The sequence below is a fragment of the Nitrospina gracilis 3/211 genome (genome assembly GCF_000341545.2).
Lineage (GTDB): Bacteria > Nitrospinota > Nitrospinia > Nitrospinales > Nitrospinaceae > Nitrospina > Nitrospina gracilis.
Map to the genome: position 1 here is coordinate 1,561,217 of NZ_HG422173.1, position 22,245 is coordinate 1,583,461.

Here is a 22,245-nt window from a genome sequence, read left to right on the forward strand (position 1 = left end):
CGACCGCTTTCGCAAGGAACCCCCCGGACCGCAGATCGACATCCCCAAACCGCCGGAACCGACGGCCGGGATGATCGCACGCGGCAAGGAATTGTTCGACGAACACAAGTGCGACGACTGCCACGGCATGTCTCTCAAGGGTGACGGCAAGCTGGCGGGTTCGCTGAAAGACGCATGGAAGCACGCCGTGTTTGTGCACGACATCTCCAATCCCAATTACCTGAAGTCGGGACGCCGACCGGAGGACCTGTTCCGAACCCTGTCCACCGGTCTGGATGGCACGCCGATGAACTCCTACGCGCACCTGCCGGAGGAAGACCGCTGGGCGCTGGTGCATTTCATCCGCTCGAAATTCACCAAGGAGTTTGAGAAGGGCGAGTTCGAAACCGATGTGTATTCGTTCTATGTGCCATACGAGCTGGACACCGATCCGGAAAGCCCGGTCTGGGAACAGGCTAAAACCACGAACATTGTCCTGCGGCCCCTGTCCGCGCGGCGTGATGCGGTCGAGGTGATCCGCTTCCAGTCGGTGAACAACGGCAAACAATTGGCCATCCGCCTTCGGTGGAAGGACACCACCAAGGACGGTTTCGTCGAGAACCGGGGCGATGTGTTCCGCGATGGCGGCGCCGTGCAGTTGGCGCTGGGGGATGTGACCCTCCACACGCACGGTCACAACGAACCGTTTTTTGGCATGGGCAACCGTGGCAAACCGGTCAATATCTGGCACTGGAAAGCCGGGCTCGAAGAGACGCTGGAAGCGACGGAGGATTCCGAGTACTCCACCGGTGGCGTGGACATGGATGCTCTCATCTTCGGGGGCACCATGACCAATCCCGTCGTCAAACTGGGAACCACCCAGCAGAACACGGTGGAAGAGCTGAACGGCGAAGGCTTCGGCACCCTCACACCGCAACCCAAGGACCAGCAGAATGTACTGGGTTACGGCGTCTGGGAGGATGGCGAATGGAGCGTGGTGTTCCTGCGCGACATGGAAACCGCCGGGAAGTGGGATGCCAACCTCAATAAAGAAGAGCCGATCCTCGTCGCCTTTGCGGTTTGGGACGGCAAAAAGGAAGACCGCAACGGGCGCAAGGTGGTCAGCGTGTGGCAGAGGTTGAACGTCCTCAAGGAAAACGCCACCCAGCAGGGGGGTTGATTGCGCTCCGTGCCGCGCAAAATGGCGGCGTGGATCGCAGGCGGGCTGTTGTGGGGATGCGCCTCATTCTCTTTCGCACAACCCCCGGTCGGTGTGGGCGAGTTGGGTTTTCTCATTGATTCGCACCTGCCCAAACCCGATCCCGCCGGCCGCGTCGATCAGTTGAAACCGTTCCAGATGCAACTGCCGCTGGGCGAGTCCGGTGCGCCCACCACCTTCCTCATTCCCGGATTTGAAAACTACGAATGCGGGCGTTGTCACCAGCCCGCCGAACTGGTGGAGAAGGCACACTCCCGGATGCAGTGGGCGCTGGCACGACTGAAGGAAATGATGCCGGAAGTTCGCGAGATCCCGGTAAAGCAGTACATCATCCAGCCCTACGAAGACACTCTCCTCAAAGAAGGTCAACTGGCCCACGCCACGTTCGACACCATCCGCATTTTTCCCGCGTCGATCCTGATCGACGAAAAAGCATACGGCCGCGCCACGCACGTTCACGAAGCCCTGCACCTGTCGCAACCGTTTCTCGGACACGTCAACGAACTGGAAGCGTATGGTTTGAACGCGCGTACCGATCCGCGGTTTATGCTCCTCAACTACCCGTACTTCGAGGAAGTCATGCGCGCGTTTTTCGTGCCGGAACTGGACGATATTTTAAACGCCTACTTTCAGCGCGCCATCAAAGAAAAACTGCGCGTCCCGCGCGAGGTGCAGTGGTTTCTGGGCGAGTTCGATGAAGGCGCGCTTGAGAGTTTGCGCGCCGGAGTGAAAGACATGACACCGGTGTTGAAGGAGGCGAGCCGTCTTTACCGCGCGCATCCGCTGGAGGCAGCGTACTGGAGCGAGCGCACCGGCATCCGCTCGCTGGTACTGGATATTGCCGCGGCGAGTACGCTGGAAATGCCGCAGGCGGCGGTGGACGGTGAAAAATTCCAGCAGGCAATGAGCCTGTTCGATCTGCAATTCGAAAAAGACGACAACACCCGGCTCGGTTACATCATCGACCGCAAAAAAGAATCGCAAATGCATCTCAAGCACGGCATGAACATCAAGGATGCGCGCGACCGGTCGGTGCTTTATTTTCATTACCTCAAGCAGCGGTTTGTGGAAGGAGACGGTAATGTCGATTTGGCCGTGCCGGAACGGGCAGATACCGATTTTCAAAATTTTGTGAAGGCAAAGCTGAAAGGCATCGAAGACCTGCTGGCTCAGCCGGGGATGACGGAGGTGGAGCGGCAGGCGGGGAATGAATGGATGAAGAACATCCGGAAAAATAAAAACTCCCGATGACAGAGTCACCGGGAGTTTTTTGAATTTTTTCTGGCGCCGGCCGGAACCGGAGCCCTGAATTAAAGGCGTTCGCTCGGCGTGACCAGAGCCGGACCCTTCACGTGGTCCGACAGGGTCTCCTGCTGAACCTTGTCCTGCAGTTTGATCAGCGCGTCGATCACCATCTCCGGCCGCGGCGGACATCCGGGAATGTACACATCCACCGGGATGAGGGTGTCGATGCCCATCACCGTGGCGTAGTTGTCGTAGAACCCGCCGGATACCGTGCACACGCCGTAGGCGACCACCCATTTCGGCTCCGCCATCTGGTTGTACACCTTGACCAGAATGGGCGCCTGCTTGTGGCTGATGGTGCCGACCACCATCAACAGGTCCGCCTGACGCGGCGAAAAGCGCGGGAAAGCGGCGCCGAAGCGGTCCAAATCGTAACGGGGACCGGCCACGGACATGAACTCCATGCCACAACACGCTGTAATGAAAGGATATATGAAGAAAGAGTATTTGCGTGCCCAGTTCACGGCCTGGGTCATCTGGGTCACGATGACGTTATTGCCGAGGCTGAACTCAAGTTCAGACTGACTTAAATTAGCCATTACAAAAAGACTCCTAAAATCGATGCATTCAGGTTAGAATATTGGGCACAATATAGCAGAGAATGGCCCGGAACACCAATAAAACAGCCCCTTTTCAGGGAATTTTTGGGGCCGTTCTAGACGGTTTCGGGCGCATCCCGATTCTGCGGTTTTGTGGCCCTATCTGCTTCATTTTGTGGACTCAACAAGTGCACGGCTGGTGGCCGCCGCGCTTCGAAATCATAGATGGAATCTCAGGAGGTCAATTTCCCATGGACATGTCGTTGAACAAGGAAGCCCGGGGTCAGAACCGGGGCTTCGAGGAATCGGTGGAGATCATCAAGGCGGACCTCAGCAAGGACGGCAAGACGCTGGACATCACGGCGGTCTATCTGAAGGAGTTCGGCGCCAAGGACCTGGCCAACATGGATTTTCTGGAAGGCTTGACCACGCTGGAGATGGGCACGAACCTGATCGGTCCGAAGGGTATGAAGTCCATCGCGCGGTCGCCGTACCTGAAAAACCTGACGTCCCTCAACCTGTTTTACAACAAGATCGGCAACGAAGGCGTGAAGTACCTGGCCACCTCCGACAATCTGGTGAGCCTGAAAAGCCTCACGCTTTCCGATAATGACATCACCGACGAGGGTGCCAAGTACCTGGCAAAATTCCTGCCGCTGTTCACCAATTTACTGCGGCTGGACATGCGCCTGAACAAGATCAAGGAAGAGGGGAAGAACGCCCTGCGTGAGATTCAGCCGAAGACCACCATCAAGCAGTTGCTCCTCGACAAGGAGGAAGGCTTCCAGGTCAAAACCAGCGGCCACCTTTAAGAATCGAACCTCAGGCCGCGTGCAGAGGCACGCCATCCGGATCGAACAGCGTCCTGCCGTCTTCCAGGCGGATGCCCGCCAGCGGCAGGGTCGTCTTCAACTGAAGGCCGTTGTACACCACGTTCCACAACCCGCTTCCCAGCTCGCCCACGTTTTCCACCAGCTGGTGCAACTCGTCGTTGCGGATCACGGCGAACAGGTCCAGACCCGTCACCGCCCAGCGGATGTTCACCTCCAGGCACCGGCGGTAAAACCCCAACTCCCATTGCACGTCTTTCAAGTGATGCCGTAACGGATGTGCCTTGCGCGCTTCCGGGAACAATGCCTCGAACTGCTTTTCGATGCCGCGGGCCTGGATGCCGGTGAACAGAAACCCCACCCCCGCCAGTGAAGGCGGCGCAGGCTCAGGATGTAATCGTTGACGCGGTCCACGAGGTCGCCGGAGATGGCGGGACCCAGCAACAGCGTGGCGTGCTCGGTCGTTTTCAACTGGTTGATGCCGGACAGGTCGCGGAACAATTCGCGCAGGAAGGTGTTGAGGTTGGCGACGGTGACCGGGTCTCCGGGCTGGCGGATTTCTTTCAATGAATGACGCTCGACGTCGAGGTTGCGGTCGGTGGTCTCGTAGAAATTGATTTCCGGCAGGTCGAGCAGTTTTTGGAATGTGTCGGGAGACAGCGCCACATCGATCCCGGCATGGTCTATCAGCCAGCCGCGCAGGCGGCGCATCTTCTGAACCTCTCGCAGGGTTTCGATGAGGAGTTCGATCGGTTCTCCCGACGCCTCGAAGGGAGCGAGGTCGGTGTCCTTGCCGAGGATTTTTCCGAGTACGCGTTTGGGATCTTTCATGACACGCAGGGCCGCCCGTCTGTGAAGTCGGGCATTGTGTGAACGGGCTGGAGGATCATCTTTCGCCGAATGGGCATTGCCCTGCTGGCTCCGGGCTCCGCCCGGTCAGAGGTCGTCGAAACCGCGGACGACCACGCGCAGGTCCGGGTGGACGCTCCGTTGCAGGATGTTCTGCATCGCCGACAGCGTGCTCGACTGGGACTTGGAACAGCTTCCGCACGCGCCCTGGTACTGGATGAAGACCACGTCGCCCTCGACGTCTTTCACCAGGATGCCGCCGCCGTCCTGCGCCAGCGCCGGGCGCACGCCTTCGTCCATGAACGCGTCGATGATCTCGCGTTTCGTTTCGTCGTCGTAGTCCATGAACTTCTCCAGATCCACGTCGTCGAGGATGGATTTCTCCGCCTCGCCATTTCCCCCGTCCTCGTAAGGCACCAGGTGCTCCTCGATGGTCTGGATGAAGGGATCGAACATATCCTCCCACTCATCCGGGCTGAGGAGGGTGATGGAGACGAAACGGTCCTTAATGTATAAAAAATCCACGATGCCGAAATCGAATATTTCCTTGGCGAAGGGATCGGACTCCGCTTCCTCCGCGTTGTTGAAGGCGCGGGAGCCGTCCTTGATGATCACGCTGTCCACCACGAATTTGAACGCCGAGGAATTCGGCGTCGGTTCGGTGGCGATGACATTGAATTTCTTGGTTTGTGCCATGTCGGGTCGATCTATATGTAAAGTGAATGGAAGTTGAGTGTCAGGGAACGCGCCGGGCGGTTCCAGATACCCGCCAACCTTATCATACCTGCAGTCCGTAACCCTTTAAAAATCGGGGGAACCGGGTGAAAAGGAGGGCCGGGCCGGGCGGTCCTGTTCTTCTTTAGATGCAGGAAGGGAAGGGGCGATTCGGAGGGGCAGCCGAATGTTTGATTTTTGGACAAAAACTGCTACATTTGGACGCCCGCTGGGAGAAAAGCCGGATGCATGACCCATCATCGAAAATAAGTCAGCGGGCCACACCCCTTGTTTCCCTAAAGGGGCATGCAAACCGTTGGTTGAAAAAATCACAAAGACAGAGATCGCCGGGGTGGTGGAACGGTTTACACAGTGGACTTAAAATCCATGCCCTGAAAAGGGTTGCGGGTTCGAATCCCGCCCCCGGCACCAATTTGAGTTTTCAACCCTGTAATCCTTCAGCAAGCTATCTTCCGAACCCCAATTAAAATCTCATTCGCGGACAGTAGTATTCCCCCAGATTGCCCGAAAGTCATGAAGCGGGGGCTGTGTGCGTGTTTTGCTTGTCTTCGACTTTTAGAAGATGGGCGACCCAGGGGATGGTCCATCCCTGCAGCACCAAAGATGCGATCACAATGATAACCACCACATTAAAAAAGGTGACGGTGACCGGTCCCGGGCTGATCACGGGAATGATGGCGAGAAAAATGGGCACCGCCCCGCGGAGCCCCACCCATCCGATATAAAAGTGGTCCCGCCAGGGAAAGCGAAACGGCACCAGGCAAATCGCGACGGCAAGCGGCCGGGCGACGAACATGAGAACCATAGCCACTGCGAGGGCGGGGAGCAGGGTGGCCCCGAGGGCGCTTGGAGTAATCAACAAACCCAGCATGATGAACATAACAATCTGGCTCAACCAGGCGAGCCCTTCATGGAAGTGAACCACTCTCTTCCGAGTCCCCTTAAGCCGCCAGGCGAGCATCAGTCCTGTAAGGTAAATGGCCAGGAAGCCGCTACCGCCGAGCAACCGGGTTCCATCGAAGATCACAAAAGCCCCGGCGAGACAAAGGGGTGGATACAGCCCTGATTGAAGCGGCACTCGATTCACCATGCGGGCCAGCAGCTGGCCTCCTGCGAGACCTATCACCGCGCCAAGTCCCAGTTGCAGACCAAACTGAGCCGCCAGCTCCGGCAACGTGCTTAAGTTGATGCTGGTTCCTGTATCAACGATGGTGACCAGCGTCAAAGTGAGGAAAACCGCCATGGGATCGTTGACACCGGACTCGACCAGGATGGTCTCCCGGATCCGTCCCCGTAACCGGATATTGTTGTGACCAAGAAGCAGGAACGTGGCGGCTGCATCCGTCGAACCCACCACGGCTCCAAGAAGCAGGCCATGGATCAACGGGACGTCGAACAGAAAAGAGGCGGCGGTGCCCACGATAGCGGCAGTCAAAACGACACCCATGGTCGCCAGGATGGATGCAGGCCAGACGGCTTTTTTTACATCGTCAATCGGCGTTTCCAGGCCCCCTGCAAACAGGATCATCGCCAGGGTGACTGTCCCCAGGTGATAGGCGATCTGGAAATCGTTAAATTGAATGCCGCCTGGTCCGTCCTCTCCCAGCAACGCACCCAGTATCAGGAAAAGCAGTAACAGCGGAGCCCGGGTACGGACCGCAACCGGTTCGAGCAGGATGCTGACAAAGACTAAAACCGACAATCCCAGTAAAATTAAATCCATCCAGCTGGCACCCGAGTTGGTTGTTGCATGTTACTTTTTTACCTGGTTGAGGATTGTCTGCTTTGGTTCGATTTTGAAGCGCAAGGTGGGGTTCAAGTACTTCCATAGCCGTTTAAAAAGTTTTGCTGGGGGCGTTGCAAACGAGTGAACCGTTCATTCTGCACCCTTGGGGATGGATTGAAACGACGACCTCTGGCGCATGGGCACAGTCATTTGCCAAACCCTCTTAAATGCGACTCCCCAATGCCCCTATGCTGTAGGCTGGGATTCCATTTTCAGATAATATCATTTGGGAGGTAGATCAGGGTAGGGCAAAAATGAAGGATTTCGGTTCTGCGCCTGGTCGGGGAGCCAGGGTTTATGGCCTGCTTTGCAGGACGGAAAGGTTTTGGGAAAGTCACTCCTGCGTTTTGGCAGGGAGGATTTGATCGAACGCCAGGCCACTGCTACCGCCCCCTTTGCCCACCTGCTTGCGGATGCCGACCCATGTGTACACTTTTCCATTGTACCAGCGCGTGCGTTGATACGATTTGTTCACCTTGATCCCGGCGCGGGGCACTTCTTCTTCATGTAAAAAGTAGGGCTGACCTTCCTCCAACCCCTCGCGCAACAACGATGTGCGGGGTTCGATTTTCTTCGGCACGTTCGGGTCGCCTTCGAGAATGCGGGGCATGGCGGCGCGTTGCAGTTGGATTTCCCGGTTGTTTCCTTCGATGTGGACAGGGATCATGGGGATCCATTGTTCGGGGACGGAATTGGTGACCTGGTACCGTATTTTCGCCTGGTAGGTGAATTCGGGTACCACCTCTCCAGTCTGGTCCATTAGTTGCTGAAGTTTGTTCCTGAGTTCATACCCGGCTTCCTTGCCGGGCTTCGATTTCCCCGTGACGAGCGGCACCTGCGATTCCACGCCCCACACCATGTTGGCGATTTCGTCACGAAGCATGAAAATTTCTTCAACGGGTTTGCTCTCCAGAACCTTGCGTGCGGCGGGTAGAACCACCAGGCTGAGATCCGCCGGAACCTCCTCGGTACCTTTGACGTTCAACGTGTACATGCTCCATCTCTGCCAGTCTTCATCGGAGCCGGACCCCGCGGCCTGCACCCAAATATTTTCTCCGAACACGTTGGTGACCATCAGCCCCTTGATGTCGGCCAGGGTTCCAACAGGCAGGGTGAAGGGCACGATGAACCAGTCGTTGGCGTAAACCAGGATGAATTCCAGAAGCAGTAACTTGTTCAGGTCCGTGGTGTCCGGCTGTACGAAACCGAGATCGGTCTTCCAGTTTTCAAACGTCCACCAGCGTGGGTGCGGCATGCCGCCAAAAGAAACCGACGTAGGAATGAACGTATGGGTGATGCTGGCCTCGGGATTTTCCAGTGCCGGTGCGCCGGGGTCTGTGTCCAGGCTGGTGCGGTGTTGGTCGATGTCGAAATTGTACCAGTCCAGGTGACCGTGATAATACTCTTCCGCCGCCAGTACTTTTTCGCCGCCGTCTTTTGGCGCAGAGCAGGCGAACTGATGTTCCAAATATTCCGGTTTCCAGGAAGGGTTTTCCTTTTTGTGCGGTTGGTAATACAGACGTTCGTACCAGGCGATGAACTTGGCGGCGATGCCGTCGATGGCGGTTCGTTGTGCATCGTCAGTCACGCCGGGAATGTTGTCGTATGCGTGCCGCGCGGCGTCTTCTTTCAAATAGGAATAGAGAGCGTATCCGTCCATGCGGCGTCCGGCCACTGCGGCTACCTGTTGCCAAGCCTGAATATGAGCACAGATGCGGGCATCGGATTCCTGCGCGGGATCGGGCCGGGCGATGGGATACTCGGTGATGTAATCGCCTTTCAATGCAGGGTCGATCTGCGCGATCCATTTCAACCACTGCCTTCCCATAAGAAGTCTCAGATCGAGTGAAATGTTCAGTTCCCCTTGTTGAAAAGGAATGCTCTGATGCTCCGCCTTGACCTCCAGAGGAATATCCTTCTCCAGAGGCGAGGCGGGAAGACCTCCTGCCTGGTACTTGTTGAGCGCGGTGGTGGCCATATGCACTTTGGCCAGAACCGGCGAGCCTGCATCGTCGCCGATGAACTCTCCCATCTGCCATTGGCGGGAAATCATCCACAGCGCATCCCGCACTTCCGCCTTCATGGCCCGATCGAAATCCTCGGCGCGGGTGCGTCCTTCCAGCCGGTTCCAGGTGACGATCGTCGGCTGGTAAAGGGGCAGGTATTTTAAAGCGGTTTCTGGAAAAAAGATTGCGGATTCTTCAGCCATTGTCTTCATCGCTCAGGTTGAGATGGATGTCGGCCTGCAACGCATAGTTCAGGGCCATGGTCACTGGAAACATGGTGACGGCCGCGACGGTTGCGGGCAAAAACTGGGCGTACGTTGTGGTGTCCACATGATCGGGTTCGATCGCGCGCAATTTGGCCAGGTTGAGAGCTTCGTGCAGAGTGGCCACCAGGTCGTTCCATTTCCACTCTCCCGAAAACGAAGGGGGAGTGGCGAGCAACAGCGTCTGCGGAGGCTCGGAGTTAGGCCGGTCATAATGAAAGGTGAGCCCGGTGGTTTCCTGCCTGGCAGGAATGACCTCCGTCCATTCATCCACCAGCAGGCCGCATTGCGGTTGCGAGCCGTCGAATCCGGGCGCGTGGGCGGTGTAGAGAAGTTTGTCGTTATCAATCACGTACTCGGGCGGATACTCCAACGCCAGCCAGGGATCGTTTTCCGTGTAAGGGAGTTGGAACGGCGTCAATTCCAGCGATACGCCGTCATTGAAACCCTCGGAAAGCAGAACCGTGTTCTCCCATGCGCTCATTTTTTCGCGGACGCGGGCGACGCCGTACAGCCATTCGTCCACGGGAAAGTCATTGTCCTTCACGGTGGTCTGGTAATCGAGAAGCTGACTTTGAGCGGCGATGCAGTTTTGCAGTTCCGTAGCCTGCGATCCGGTCAAAGTGAAACGGGGCAGGATCTTGAAATCCTCACCAAATATCTTTTTCGCCGCTTCGGATAAAATTTTAATGTTCTCCACCGCATTGGCGGAGGCGGCTTCCTTGTCCAGCAAGGACTGCACGGAATCCGTGATTTGGGTCAGGGCGGTGACGGTCTTTCCCGCCTGGTTGTACACATCCTCCGCGAATACGATGACCTGCCGTTCTTCGTCGTCTGTGTCGAGGAGGGTGAATTCGAACGCCTCCAGCCCGGTTTTCAATCCAGCCAGTTGAGTGGTGAAGTCCAAAAGGTTCGCAAAGGACCCCGAAAGAAATGTCTGGAAGGAGGAAGCTTTCGCATCGTAAGCGGTCTTTTTGCCGTCCAGAATCGTCTTGTAATCGCCTACCGTGGAGGGGCGCGGCACGGTGGATTGAGTGCTGATCAGTTTTTCCGCTTTCTTCATCAAGGTGAAGCGTTCTTCATCGGTGGTCGCGGCGGGGAGCTGGATTCCGATCAGGTCGTCGTATTCGGCCTGCTTCGCAAGCATGGCATTTTTGTAATTGAGCACCTTTTTGATGATGGCCGAGTACAGTTTCCGCTTCCGCTCATAAATGAAGCCGAACCCGGCCTGCGGTATGCCATAACGGCCCAACTGATACTGAACGTCGATGTAATGAGCGAGCACGCTGTCGATCTTCGCAAGGATCTGCGTTGCGTTGCCCAGCGTCGCTTCAAAATCGTCGTCCACGATCAATCCGCTGAACTCAACCACCACGTTGGTTTGAAGGGATGCGGTGAGATCGACCACTCCCTGCCGGGCATCCACCAGGAGAGTGCGGTCGATGCTTGAGGCCGCATCCTGCTTTTTCTCCGCCTCGTTTTGAAGCGCGATGTCCGATGGGCGCAATGGCCGCGAACGCACTACGAGCGAGCGCAGGCTTTCAACAAGTGGGGCCAGTTCGAAAAAGGTCACAATGTCATCAGCGGCATCAAAAACATGACTGTATTGAATCTCCACCTCCACATCGGGTCGGGGTGTTTCCGTGGCGTGGAGGAATTTCAGAATGTGATCATCCAGTGAGGTCAGGCTTTTGTCGCTTTCCACACTCAACATGTATAGCAGGTCGATGGGAAGCAGTCCCAGGTCGGCCATGGACACGGTTTTGGTCGTGGTCGGGTGCGCGTCGGTTTTTTCATAATCCGGGAGCTTGTATTGCGCCCGGCACGCGATCTTGGACAGATCGACCGGGAAAACCGCTTGCAACCACTGGTTGACAGCGGGTTCCGCCAAAGCCCGTGGGGTGCCGGCGGGGCCCGCTGTCGCGGTTGCGGGGAGGTGGATTCCAAACCGGTGGGTCAGGCCGGTGCCACTGCCGGGACTTTGAATGACGTCCGGCAATTGAGGATACCCGCCCTTACTGTAGGCATCGAGCGAGCCCGCGGCGCGGTCATAATTTCCCTGCACCACCTGGTGCACGCTTTCCGCCATGGCGAGATCGGCCACCGCGTCACGAATGTTCTTCAGGCGTTCGATTTCGGCATTGATGGCCGCGGCCACCGGCCCCGGAGCGGATTTCATTTTGCCGACGCCATCTCCGATTGGAAAGCCGAACGGGTACGACTCTTTACCCGGCTGGCTGACATGATCCAAAAGCGCAAGTCCGTTCACCACATTGCGCGCTTCGATTTTGGTGACGGCTTTGTCCTGTTCGAATTCCTGCTCCTCTTCCTGGATGCGTTGAAGTTCTTCCGGTGTGTCTCCCGTTTTGTCCTTTTTGATCTGTGTGGGGATCATTTTGTTGGAAACGAGCGGAAACATTTTTCTCAGTTCATAAATATAGACGTCCAGTTCCAGCTCGTTGTTGTCGTGCAGGCCCCGCTCCAGTTGATAGCCCAGCAGGGCCGCCAGGCTTTGCCCCTGCTGGAGACCTTCAACAATGCTCAGCGCCAGCCGCACGCGTTCGGATGAGAGGTTGACCTTGAAAGGTTCCGCGTTTTCCTGGGACGCGTTGGACAGATAGGCGTTTCTCAGCACCGCGGCGGTGATGCCATGGTTGATCGAAGGCGCATGCACATAACCCGCGTTGGTGTTGTCGGTCCGCGGATCTTTGTCGCCCGCAGGATCGAAGATGGCTTTCATCTCGTTGGACAGTTGCGCCGGGGCGAGGGCTTTGTTGTCCGGCTTCAGGTTTTCCAGCCAGCCGTAGGCCCCGATGAGAACCCCCTGTTTTGGAGAATCATCCGACGAGCCCGAGGCGCCAAACCTCATGGCATGAAGCTGGGCGTTGACCAGTCCCAACAGCCATGCATCCAGGCGATAGGTACAGGCATCCAGATGTTCGACAAAGGCTCGTTCCAGCCGGGCGGTGGGCGTGTCCTTCAACAATTCCAGAGCCGAGATGGTTTCATGCAGGTGCTCGGTTTGCGAATTGATGACATGGGTTTTGAGCAGGTTGGAAATGTGATCCACCAGCATGACACCGTCAGCCGCAATGCGGTCATCGCTTCGGTAAAGGGGGTCCCACTTGCTTTCGAGAGTTTGCGGTTGGGCTTGAATGCCGATGAAGTTCGAATCCACTTTCGCGGCGCTCAGTTGCGCGTCGGTTATGATCTCGGCATTCTTGTAAAGGTTCAAGCCGGTGTTGCCGAAAGCCAGGTTCACTGCATGCCGCAACATATCGTAAAGCAGGGCAAACGGTTTTTTGTTGTCGGTGAACCCCTTCTGCTGTCGGATATTTTTGTGATTGTTGAGGGCGTTTTCGATCAACCACTCGATGTAATTCTGGCCGGAATCGGTATAGGCGCGGATGGGCTCGACTTCGGATAACTCGCGGTCGTCGATCAACGGTTTGTGGACGTCAAGTTCCTTGGTCAGAAAATACTTTTCCAGGATGGGGATGGTGGGATCGAGTTTCTGATCGTGGACGTATCCCAAAGAGGTGAGCAGGCCCATCCCCACCGGTTTGTACCCGGCCTTGATGGCCACCGCTTCAATCAACCCGCCCAATCCCTCCAGCTTCAGCCGGTTGAACAGATGCTCGAAACTTTCCGCATAGCGTTGATCGAATTCAACGGATGTGGCGTGGAGGCCCAGCACTTTCAATAAAATCTCATGCGCGTCTGAATCACCGCCTTCCTTCCCAATATAGGCCACTTCGTTCAACAGCGACTCCCAATCCTCACGAATTTTAAAGAGGACATTTTTGATTGGGTTCAAGGGAGCAAGATGGTTCCAGGCGAAGTGGGAATGAGCCGCCACCGCCCCATCATGCGTTGCCCATGCAATCTGGGGAATGTTGCTGATGGGCAGGATGCCGTAAGGCTGGTCGCCTATACGGATCGCGGGAAGGCGTCCGCGTCCGCTCACGTGGTTTATTAAAAACCAGCGCGCCAGGTTACGCTGGTTGTCATTGAAGACCGGGGTGAGCATGCTTTCCATGAAATAACCGAGGGTCGCGTTCCACAGCGCCGTGTTCATGGCTCGCGCTTCGCTTTGATCTTTTCCATAATACCCCTCGGCGAGAGAGAGGGTGGAGGTTCCTGCATCGATCCCTAAAAATTCCGCCAGCCAGCGTCCGTCATGCTTGACGGTTTCATCCTGCGGGTCCTCCGGCGGCGTTTCGAAAAAATAACGCCGGTACGCCGCATCGGCATCTTCCGTTTCCGTGTAGCCGGATTTTCCTTCGCCGGTGTTGTTGGTCGGTGTGCCCTGCGGCACGAGTGAAAAACCGCTGTCGCCATAGTGGTGATTATGAATCAAAGTCTCCAGCAGGGTTTTGCCTTCAGTTTCATCCGCACTGATCTTGACGCCAAGAACGAACAGTCTTTCGAAACCCTGATCGTGAACCTCTTTGGAAATATCTATCTTGAAACCCATGCCCGCAAGAAGCGCTTCTTCGAAATCGAACAGCCACTTGGTTTCCGATTGCGTGGACAAATACTCGATGTATTTTTCAGCCTTTTCATCTTCGGTCAGGGTATCGAAATCCTCACCATAAACAGCCTTCAACACTTCGTTAAGATCCAGGCTGGGGTCGGGACCGACGATGAGAGGATCCCGCACCAGTCCCCCCAATTCCTGCACGACCGGTTCTTCCACACCTTTTTGATACCCCATCAGGACGAATCGTTCCGGGAGGGTTGTCACCTGTGCCGCCCGTGACCAGGCGTTGATTTTGGAATCGGTTTCTTCTTGTTTGGGAAACACCAGAAAAGCCACCTGCACGTCCGGCATGGGATTTTCAGGATTCAACCCCGGTTCCAGATTTTGCGGACGGTAGGTGGGTGTGAGTTGCAGGGCAGCCTCCTCCGTGATGGCTAAAGTGGTGGCGAGGGTGGTCAGCGCATCCGCGACTTGAGTTGCGTCGCCATTGGCAAGAAAGACAGCCGACCAGTAATTCTGAAGCGCGGCCCGGGTGGTTTCGTCCGGCAGGTCTTCGGTGGAGATAATCAGAATCCGTTCCCCATCGCTGTTGCGTTGCGGAATATCGGCGGCATTTACGGGGAGATAGTTTTCTTTTATCCAATAAGCCCGGCCCGCATTGAAGACGCCCATCAATTCCCGCCAGGCGCCTCGTTTCTTATCCATGACAAACGGTTGAACGGCGTCATTGCCCGCAGTGCCGGCCATCCAGAGGTTGATCCAGTAACTTTGGGCCTTATTCAATTCCGTTTCGCTCAACGTATCGTCGAACGTATCGATCGAGCATTCGTCGGGAAAAATGCGCACCCACAACTGGTGCTGGGTTCCCTCCGAGGCAGACTGAATATTTTTGAACCGCACCTCCAGTCGAACCGGAAACAACAAAACAGGGTATTCATCCGACAGGTTTTTCAACTGCGAACGCGGATCGGTGAACGGCTCAAAATTTTTCCAGAATTCTTTTTCCTGGGTGAGAAGTCCTGCCAGGCTGGATTCGTGAGACGAGAGAACTTGATTCAGTTCTTCTTCCCGGCCAAGGAGAGACTGGTAAGCATTGCTGTTGGTGCCGGCTGTGCGGAGCACGTCCTGTTTTTCCTGCTCAAGCTTTTTCAGTTTCTCCCGGGTGTGAAACACATCCTTCTGTTTCGAATCCCGGGTTTTGCGGATACCGGTCAGGTCCTGTTGCGTTTTTTGAAATTCGGCCATAAGGTTTTAAACAGTCAGTCTGTCGTTAGGTTTTTGGAAGCATCTCGGAGGCATGCACCGCCACCAGCACGGGAACCTGGTACAGAACGTAGGCCAGGTCGGCGGAACTCATGTCCTTATTCCAGTGAATGTTTTCGTCTTCTTGCTTTTGCGTTTCCTTTTCCACTTCGCTTGGAAGATTCAACGGTTTGAGTTCGATGGTCTGGGTCGCGTTATTGATCTGCAAAAACCCGCCTCCGGTAACGGGCGGGGTGACGTGATTCCAGCTCAAATCGTTCCACACCTTGACGTCGTCCACACTGTCATCTTCCTGGGGAACGTCGAGGCCGAGCGCGATTTCACCCGGCCGTTCCTTGATGACGAAGAACCAGCCCGGATCGTTCCACGCGATGCCTTCCTGCACGCACTTTTCATTCATCGGCGCGTCTTCCTGGCCCGGTCCTCCCAGGGCTTCGCAGGCGGTCAGATCGAATCCGAAGAAGTAAATGTCGGGATCCACTTTGGCTTCGTAGAGCGGAGTTTTGATGAGGGTGCGCGGCGGATTCGCTTCTTCTTCCGGTGTGAGCGGGCGGAGGTCGCGCTCCTTGGTGAGGTCGATGGTCTGGCCGCTGTCCAGGTCGAGAATGGGGTTGCCGTCTTCCGTGTCGTCCCGCCACACGGCTCGGTGGGCGTAGATGACCGCATTGGGATAGCGTTTCAGCAACTCGCCGCGAATCACCAGAACCACTTCCTCCCCGCTTTCACCGGGAACTTCGCGGTGGTCGTGGTCACCCAAATCGGAATGTTTGAGCCACTTGTGGATGGGAGGGATGTCCTTGAGTTTTTCCTTCAAATCTTCGGCGCTCAACTCTTCCGTATCGTGAAAACTCTGCGGTTCCCAGAACTGGCGGAAGTAGCTCCCGCGCTGGTCGGTCGGGTATTCCCGCCACAACAATTCGCGTGCGAACTCGTGGTTCAATCCCACCATGTAGGACTCGATGAATTTCTGGTTGGTTTCCAGAAGGGAAATGCTGTTTTCGGAAATGAAATTGATGTTGGGCAGAAACAATTCCGCGGAATACTCCGCCAGAGGTTTGTACATGGGCAGGTCGAATTCAGGGTAAGCCATTGCCTCGACGAAGTCGCCGTCCAATTGATCCTTGATGCGCCCCGGAATCAGCACACTGCCCCACACCCAGTTGGGAACGGTGATTTTGGGGTCCAGTTTGTCGAAAAGCACATTACGGACGGTGGCGATGTCCAAGGCCGGTTTGGGCGGCTGGATGCCCTTTTCGCGAGACACCTGGATGATCGTGTGGGTATCCCTCAGCGCCTGTTTGAACCGTTTGGCTTCTTCACTGTCCACCGTTCCGCCGATGGTGGGAGTGAAGTTTTCTCCCGGCTCGGAGATGCGGAAGTCTGGGCTGTGCGGCATGGCGTCCACGGCTTCGGGTGTCTGGTTTTCTTCCAAAACCGACTCGGCCTGTTCGATCCGTTTTCCTATTCCATTAAACTGGAAGTAGAGAAAGACCAGGCCTGCCGCCAACGCCAGGCCTGCCGACAGAATGCCCGTACTTGGGCTGAACAAAAGCAATAGCACGATGATCAAAAGCGCGATCAGAAGCAGAATCCATTTGAGCCACGGATATTGTTTCACCAGGTTGAGCACAAAACCCGGCACTCCCTGCGGTTTCAGATCTTCAACCAGATCGTCCAATGTGTTTGCGTCGGGCGTCACGCGCGGCGGTGCGGTGCTCACTTCTCCTTCATTGATACGGGGGATGAGATTGTCCGGCGTGACGGTGGTGTTGAAGGGAAGCCGTTTCACCAACCGGCCGCGTGGACTGAGCCGTTTCCGCACCACCGGCGAAAGGATGGCGCTGGGCACCTTGCTTTGCAGTATCTGGTGATAGACCGTCACGCCCTGGTTGAGTACACGCCGGTGCAGAGGGGCGGAGAGCACCAGCCACTTTGAAAAAAAACTTTCATTCAATGGTTTGATGTTCGCCGTGTACCAGACCCATCCCGTCTTCTCCGCCAACTGCGCTTCCCGGATGCGCTTGTTGGATTCCAGAACCTCGCCGACCTGGTCCCATGCGGCTTTCATGTAATTTTCCTGGTTCTCCTGAACCACCTTGGTCCCGAACCCCGCCGCAACACGCCAGCGCGGATCCAGGTTGAGGTCGTGCACCCAGTTGTCGTTGGGAGTGGCGTTCGTGCCGTCGCGTTCTTTGAGCAGTCGTTGCGTCAACGAATGCCAGCGTCCGTAAAGAGGCGCGGTGATCAACGGATCGGGATTTTGCTTGATGTCGTATTCCGTCTGCGGGTCCGCCGCTTCCTGCACTTCCTCGATATTCGACTCGCTGTTGGCCTGCTGCGCCGGTTTCTGTTCGTAGCTGTCGGTCAGGTTGATGAAGGAGGCGAGGTCGTTTTGAAACGGGTGCGGATACGGTTGCGCCAGTGCCGCCCAGCCGCGGTATTTCTGGATGATTGAGAACTCTTCGGGGGTGTAAGAGATATCAGGGATTTTCAGCGCGCCGCTCAGCTTCAGAATGCCGTTCAGTTTGTGGTTGTCGGGAGCGCTGGGAGCATCGAGGATTCCCTGAATGTTGGCTCCGGGATTTTGCACATCCATGTCGCGCAAACCAACGCGGCTGTCCACCGGTTTCGGTTTGAGCAGGCGAACGAGGTATTCAAAGTCGCCCACCGTGCCGCTACGGAAATACCAGCGGAAGTAGTAGGGCAACTCCGGCGGCGTGACGGCATCCGACCACGCCGGTGCATCGTGACTGGGTGCGTCCGCCGGGTCGCGGCCCAGGCCTGCCAGACGCCCGGTTTCAAACGCTGGAATGAGAAACGCGTGGTAGGCTACGTTTTCTTCCAGCTTGCGCGGACACAGGATGCGCGAGTAAGCCATGTCCGGATCGTTGCGAAGCAGGGCGCCCATTTTGGATTCGATGTTGGCGGCATTGTTCGAGACGATATCGGTCCCGACGATGCTCTTGTTCACATGAACGTGCGCCCACGCCCACAACTGATCGGAAGGTGGCAGGGAAGCCCCATCCAGAGTGATGTACGGCAGAGGGCGGTCCTTGATGTTTTTCCCGTCCTTGAATTCCTCTTCCTTCAACACCACCAGTGCGATCCACGGTTGCAGGCGGTGGTTGCCCGGTCCCGCCGGGGACATCGGCGAGTAGCGCCACGGAAAATCCTCGTCGTAAAACTCTATATAAGGAAGGTAATTCGGCTCGAAGTTAGTGATCCAGTTGCGCGGTTCATGCTTGATGATCGCCTGCGGATCGATGCCGATGACATCTCCGGGTCCGTAAATCTCGATGTCCTTCTGAATCGGCGGACGCGTCTCCGTGCCGCCGTCCACCTTGTCGCCGCTCAGGTTGAGGTCGATGGCGATGGTCGCCCGCAGGCCGGAATGACCGCTGATCTGGTTGGCGATGCCCTGCCGGAGCCAGGGCAGAAACGTGTAATTGGTTTGTTCGCTCATGCGGCTAAATTGAGTTCAGAGTTCGGGATCACGTGCAGTTGCTTGGACAAAGAGCCGTCCTGTTGAATCTGTTCTTCCATGTATTCCATTGCCTTGGCCTGGCTGGTAAAGGTCACCGCCTCCGCACCCAGCGGTTTGTTGTTCATGTTGAACGCCACCGAATACTGATTGGGAACGATCTGGATCACCTCATCGAAGGGCTGAATGCGTTTCTTCTGTTGCTTGGAAAGGGCCGACTTCCCGGCGGCGTTGCCTTTCAGGAAATGATTGAACAGAAAACCGTTGAGTACCGAGTAACCGGCGACGAAGAAATTGAAAAAGGATTTGACGTGGCGCTTGAAATTATTGTCAATGATGATCGTCTCGTAACGAATCACCCGCCGCACGCCGCGGCTGGTTTTCATCTGTTCGCCGGCGATGCCGATCTCCACGCCGCTGTCCAGCGGTTCGAAGCCGGGGCTCGACATTTGCGCAGAACCTTCCAGGTCCTTGAACTGGCCGATGGCGAATTTTTCTTCCAGCGTGGAGACGGACAGGCTTCCTCCACCGGGCAGGCTGGCGTCCACCTTCAGCCGATTCACATCCGACGGACGCTGGTTGCCGACCTTGTCCAGCTTGAAATTCACCGGCACCTTGCGCTGACTGATGCGCAACGATCCCACCGGATGGAGTACGAGTTGATCGGTGTCTGCATCGCCCAGCTTGCGGAGCGAGACCAGCAGATTGCTGTGTTGTGGAACCTCCGCAACCCAGTTGGTGAGGGCGTTGAACTCCGCTTCCAACAGCGGGAACACCTCGATGGGATCGAGCGAGGTGTTCTGTTCCTGCCCCCAGGTGTGTTCGAACGGAACGGAAATCTTGAAGAACAGCAGGCTGATCTTGCCTTTGCCCTTGATGAACCACGGAGTCGGGCCTTCGAGCAATCCGCTGAACCCGACGCTGAACAGCCCGATGCCGAATACCTTCACCGACAGGCTGACGCTGAGGCCGAAGCTGAAGAAAAAAGGATCGAACTGGAACAATGCGTCGAAAGCCAGGTGGCCGTCTATGTTGAACGCGCTGACACCAAAGTACAACTCCGCCTTGGCGCCGAACTGAACCGAGTTGGAGGTCACTGCAAAATAAGCTTCGATGCGGACTTTGGCGTAGGATTCGTTCAGGATGTTGACGGCGATGCGCGGCGGTTCGGGAAATGGCAGGGGAGGCGGATTGTACCTTGGATGAAAACCGCCGACACTGACTACGAAGTTGGCGTTGTCTCCCCAGTTGACCAGCAAGCCGAACCCGCCTTCCAACGTGATGAACAGCACGCGCGAGTCGTACAACTCTGCGTAGAACCACAACAGCTTGTTGGAAGGCTCGATCCTTCCCATGAAGTTCACCTGCAGGCGCAGGACATCGGCGTCTTCATCCGGCAGGACGACCTTGATAACGCCCAGGATGGTGATGTTGACGCTGGGAAATTCCAGGATAACGCCCAACTGCGCGCTGACGAGGGTGGGCGTACCCCATCCCAGCTTGGCCATCGGGCCGACGAGGAAGATGTCCTGCTGGGGCGGAAAGAATTTCCGCAGGTCGCTGATAATGCGCGGCGCATTGGCCACCACGTCTTCCGGGAACATGACGCTTTCTATCGAACCGGTGCGCACGCCTTCTTTTAACGGATCGACCTGCACGATGCGGTTCAGGCCGAGAATGCCGCCCACCCCGTTCAGCGTGAATCCGAAGCCAAGCTGGAAACCGGAACCGAACTCGACGGTAATGATGATGAGCAGGGAGAACCCCTTGGAGCCGTCGGGCATGCGGGTGGTGATGAGGCCGATCGCTTTGAGCGCGATCCATTCGCTGAACACCAGCTCCAGCGCGCCTGCGTATTCCTCGCGGTCAAAATCGAAGTACAAGTACCCGCCGCCTTTCACCACTCCCGCATCGACGGAAAGCCCCACGCCGTTGGGCGGTTTGAAGGCGAAGTCGATGTCGGCGGGGCCCGCGTTGCCGCCGCTCCCCTTCAGGTCGATGGTGGTGAGCAGTCCCATGCGTGTCACGCTGGCGGCGAGGGGACCGAGGTTGACCGAAAGCGAGGCGGACAGTTCGATGGGAATGGTGGCGTCATCGAGTCCACCGACAAGATAGATTTCCTGAATTGTCAGGGGACCGAGATCCACGTGCGCCGGAAGCATGATCTCGATGGTGGAGCTTCCCTGGAACTGGATGCCGCCGGTCAGACTCCATAAAAACCCCACGTCGAAATTGGAATCGATCTTGATGCCCGAAAGGATTTGAGTGATGAAGCCGTCGCCTTCCGAAACGTCAACCAGGATGCGCCCTTCTTCCAGCGCTCCCTGAACGAACGGTTCGGTGTTGGCTTTTCCGGTGGTGGAATCCCAGGTGAAGTTGAAACCGCCGCCGAAGCGGATGGTGCCCACTTCCATGCGGCTGGCTTCCGCCTTGCCGAGCAGGACAATAGGCCGAGTTCCGCCGCCGATCAGGTTGATTTCCGCGCCGCCTTCGAAGGTCAACCCGTTCGCGTCCAGGGTGAACTGGACCGGGGGTGACCAGGTACCGGTGAAGTCCGCCGCGAATTTTCCGTTTGCCTTGAACTGCACAGCCCAAGCGGGGTGGGGAAGTGGAACGGTCTGGTCGATGGAGCCGCCGAAAGGCACGAGCACATTGAAACCCAGCCCCGGAGGCGTCAGGGTTTCGTCGGGAAACACGTCCACTGTGTACGCTTCGAGAAGCGGCGGGGTGTCGTCCGTCGCCGGGTGGTAATGCGCGGGCAGGCCGATGCGCACCAGCAGATCGTGAAGCGCGGGCAACAGTTTGGAGCCGTCGAAATCCGGCTCGCCCCAGCCGTACAGGGTTTTAAAATGCTCTTCCGGATTGCTGAGCAGGGAGCCGATCCTGTCGTAACGGATGGTGACGGTTTCGTACTCAAGCAGGCTGGGGTCGATGCCCGCATAAGGGTTGGCGCGGTCGATCAAACCGAAAAACGTGAGCGTGCCGCCGATGGCGGGGATGCCGTCAAGCTGATCGACGATCAACAGGTCGAGCAGTCTTCTTGGAAAATCGGAAGAGAAATCGTTGAACTGGTCGTTGGATATTTCAGGGTAGGCACTGCGGATGGCGTCGATCGCGGTGACCAGATCGGAAAACGAGCGGATGAGGTCGATCGAATCCGTCAACAGCGTCACCCCGTGCTCGACGATTTTTTCGACATCCTCGGCTTCCGCCGCCGTGAGGAGTTTTTCCACTGTATCGGGCAGGCCGCCCGCGGCCGACAGCAGGTCGTCGCGCGTTTGCATGACGGCGGTTTGTTCCAGCAGGGAAGGAGGGAACACAATGCCGAACTGGGCGAGCGTTTCCAGCAGTTCGTCGTTGCTCAACCGTCTAAGCAGGCCGGACATCACATTGGCGAGCTCGAGACCGATCTGTTCCAGAGTGCCTGGCTGGTTGGGCATGATGGTTCCCTAAGTGGTTGCCGATGGCGTGAGGCCGGAAGGCCGGTTATGAGTTTGCGTGCACGGA

General features: G+C 56.7%; 12 protein-coding genes and 1 tRNA gene. 4 read left to right on the top strand and 9 right to left on the bottom strand.

All coding sequences use genetic code 11. From position 1 onward, the window contains the following. Positions 1-1,159: ethylbenzene dehydrogenase-related protein (locus TX82_RS07440; protein ID WP_052338220.1), on the top strand; the 1,159-nt coding region annotated here is incomplete at its 5' end. A 9-nt stretch (positions 1,160-1,168) separates the two neighbouring features. Beyond that, positions 1,169-2,449 (top strand): hypothetical protein, encoded by a 1,281-nt coding sequence (locus TX82_RS07445; protein WP_144079122.1) that lies wholly within the window; start codon positions 1,169-1,171, stop codon positions 2,447-2,449. A gap of 59 nt (positions 2,450-2,508) precedes the next feature. On the opposite strand, the gene nuoB is transcribed toward TX82_RS07445, so the two are convergent. After that, positions 2,509-3,042, bottom strand: coding sequence for an NADH-quinone oxidoreductase subunit NuoB (nuoB, locus tag TX82_RS07450; protein WP_005008865.1), 534 nt, complete (start codon positions 3,040-3,042; stop codon positions 2,509-2,511). A gap of 251 nt (positions 3,043-3,293) precedes the next feature. Here nuoB and TX82_RS07455 point away from each other — a divergent pair, with 251 nt between their 5' ends. Further along, positions 3,294-3,854: a leucine-rich repeat domain-containing protein gene (locus TX82_RS07455; RefSeq protein ID WP_005008866.1), complete on the top strand. Its 561-nt coding sequence runs from the start codon at positions 3,294-3,296 to the stop codon at positions 3,852-3,854. 10 nt (positions 3,855-3,864) lie between these two features. Here the strand turns inward: TX82_RS07455 and TX82_RS15185 are convergent, their stop codons facing one another. The 3 genes from TX82_RS15185 to TX82_RS07465 all read right to left on the bottom strand — a co-directional run bounded on the left by TX82_RS15185 (position 3,865) and on the right by TX82_RS07465 (position 5,417). Beyond that, positions 3,865-4,134, bottom strand: a complete 270-nt coding sequence (locus TX82_RS15185) for a hypothetical protein (protein ID WP_052338221.1) — start codon at positions 4,132-4,134, stop codon at positions 3,865-3,867. After that, positions 4,131-4,703 (bottom strand): hypothetical protein, encoded by a 573-nt coding sequence (locus TX82_RS07460; protein WP_005008871.1) that lies wholly within the window; start codon positions 4,701-4,703, stop codon positions 4,131-4,133. Before TX82_RS07460 ends, TX82_RS15185 begins: the two co-directional genes overlap by 4 nt. A gap of 105 nt (positions 4,704-4,808) precedes the next feature. Further along, the gene (locus tag TX82_RS07465) at positions 4,809-5,417 is read right to left on the bottom strand and encodes a NifU family protein (protein WP_005008873.1); all 609 of its coding nucleotides are present in this window, start codon (positions 5,415-5,417) and stop codon (positions 4,809-4,811) included. Between the two features lie 364 nt (positions 5,418-5,781). Here TX82_RS07465 and TX82_RS07470 point away from each other — a divergent pair. Further along, positions 5,782-5,867, top strand: a tRNA-Leu gene (locus TX82_RS07470). A gap of 100 nt (positions 5,868-5,967) precedes the next feature. Here TX82_RS07470 and TX82_RS07475 read toward each other — a convergent pair. From TX82_RS07475 to TX82_RS07495, 5 genes are all read right to left on the bottom strand, one after another. Next, positions 5,968-7,179 (bottom strand): potassium/proton antiporter, encoded by a 1,212-nt coding sequence (locus tag TX82_RS07475; protein WP_005008874.1) that lies wholly within the window; start codon positions 7,177-7,179, stop codon positions 5,968-5,970. Between the two features lie 397 nt (positions 7,180-7,576). Next, positions 7,577-9,451, bottom strand: coding sequence for a hypothetical protein (locus TX82_RS07480; protein WP_222822981.1), 1,875 nt, complete (start codon positions 9,449-9,451; stop codon positions 7,577-7,579). Continuing rightward, positions 9,444-15,239, bottom strand: coding sequence for a hypothetical protein (locus TX82_RS07485; protein WP_005008876.1), 5,796 nt, complete (start codon positions 15,237-15,239; stop codon positions 9,444-9,446). Before TX82_RS07485 ends, TX82_RS07480 begins: the two co-directional genes overlap by 8 nt. 25 nt (positions 15,240-15,264) lie before the next feature. Further along, positions 15,265-18,720 carry a hypothetical protein gene (locus tag TX82_RS07490; RefSeq protein WP_005008878.1) on the bottom strand — a complete coding sequence of 1,152 codons (3,456 nt, stop codon included), beginning with the start codon at positions 18,718-18,720 and terminating at the stop codon, positions 15,265-15,267. Next, positions 18,717-22,178 carry a DUF6603 domain-containing protein gene (locus TX82_RS07495; protein ID WP_005008881.1) on the bottom strand — a complete coding sequence of 1,154 codons (3,462 nt, stop codon included), beginning with the start codon at positions 22,176-22,178 and terminating at the stop codon, positions 18,717-18,719. Before TX82_RS07495 ends, TX82_RS07490 begins: the two co-directional genes overlap by 4 nt. Between the last annotated feature and the right edge of the window lie 67 nt (positions 22,179-22,245).

Coding starts and splice junctions, on each gene's coding strand:
- TX82_RS07480 (WP_222822981.1), bottom strand. CDS start 9,451: ATGGCTGAAGAATCCGCAATCTTTTTTCCAGAAACCGCTTTAAAATAC.
- TX82_RS07465 (WP_005008873.1), bottom strand. CDS start 5,417: ATGGCACAAACCAAGAAATTCAATGTCATCGCCACCGAACCGACGCCG.
- nuoB (WP_005008865.1), bottom strand. CDS start 3,042: ATGGCTAATTTAAGTCAGTCTGAACTTGAGTTCAGCCTCGGCAATAAC.
- TX82_RS07455 (WP_005008866.1), top strand. CDS start 3,294: ATGGACATGTCGTTGAACAAGGAAGCCCGGGGTCAGAACCGGGGCTTC.
- TX82_RS07475 (WP_005008874.1), bottom strand. CDS start 7,179: ATGGATTTAATTTTACTGGGATTGTCGGTTTTAGTCTTTGTCAGCATC.
- TX82_RS07460 (WP_005008871.1), bottom strand. CDS start 4,703: ATGAAAGATCCCAAACGCGTACTCGGAAAAATCCTCGGCAAGGACACC.
- TX82_RS07485 (WP_005008876.1), bottom strand. CDS start 15,239: ATGGCCGAATTTCAAAAAACGCAACAGGACCTGACCGGTATCCGCAAA.
- TX82_RS07495 (WP_005008881.1), bottom strand. CDS start 22,178: ATGCCCAACCAGCCAGGCACTCTGGAACAGATCGGTCTCGAGCTCGCC.
- TX82_RS07490 (WP_005008878.1), bottom strand. CDS start 18,720: ATGAGCGAACAAACCAATTACACGTTTCTGCCCTGGCTCCGGCAGGGC.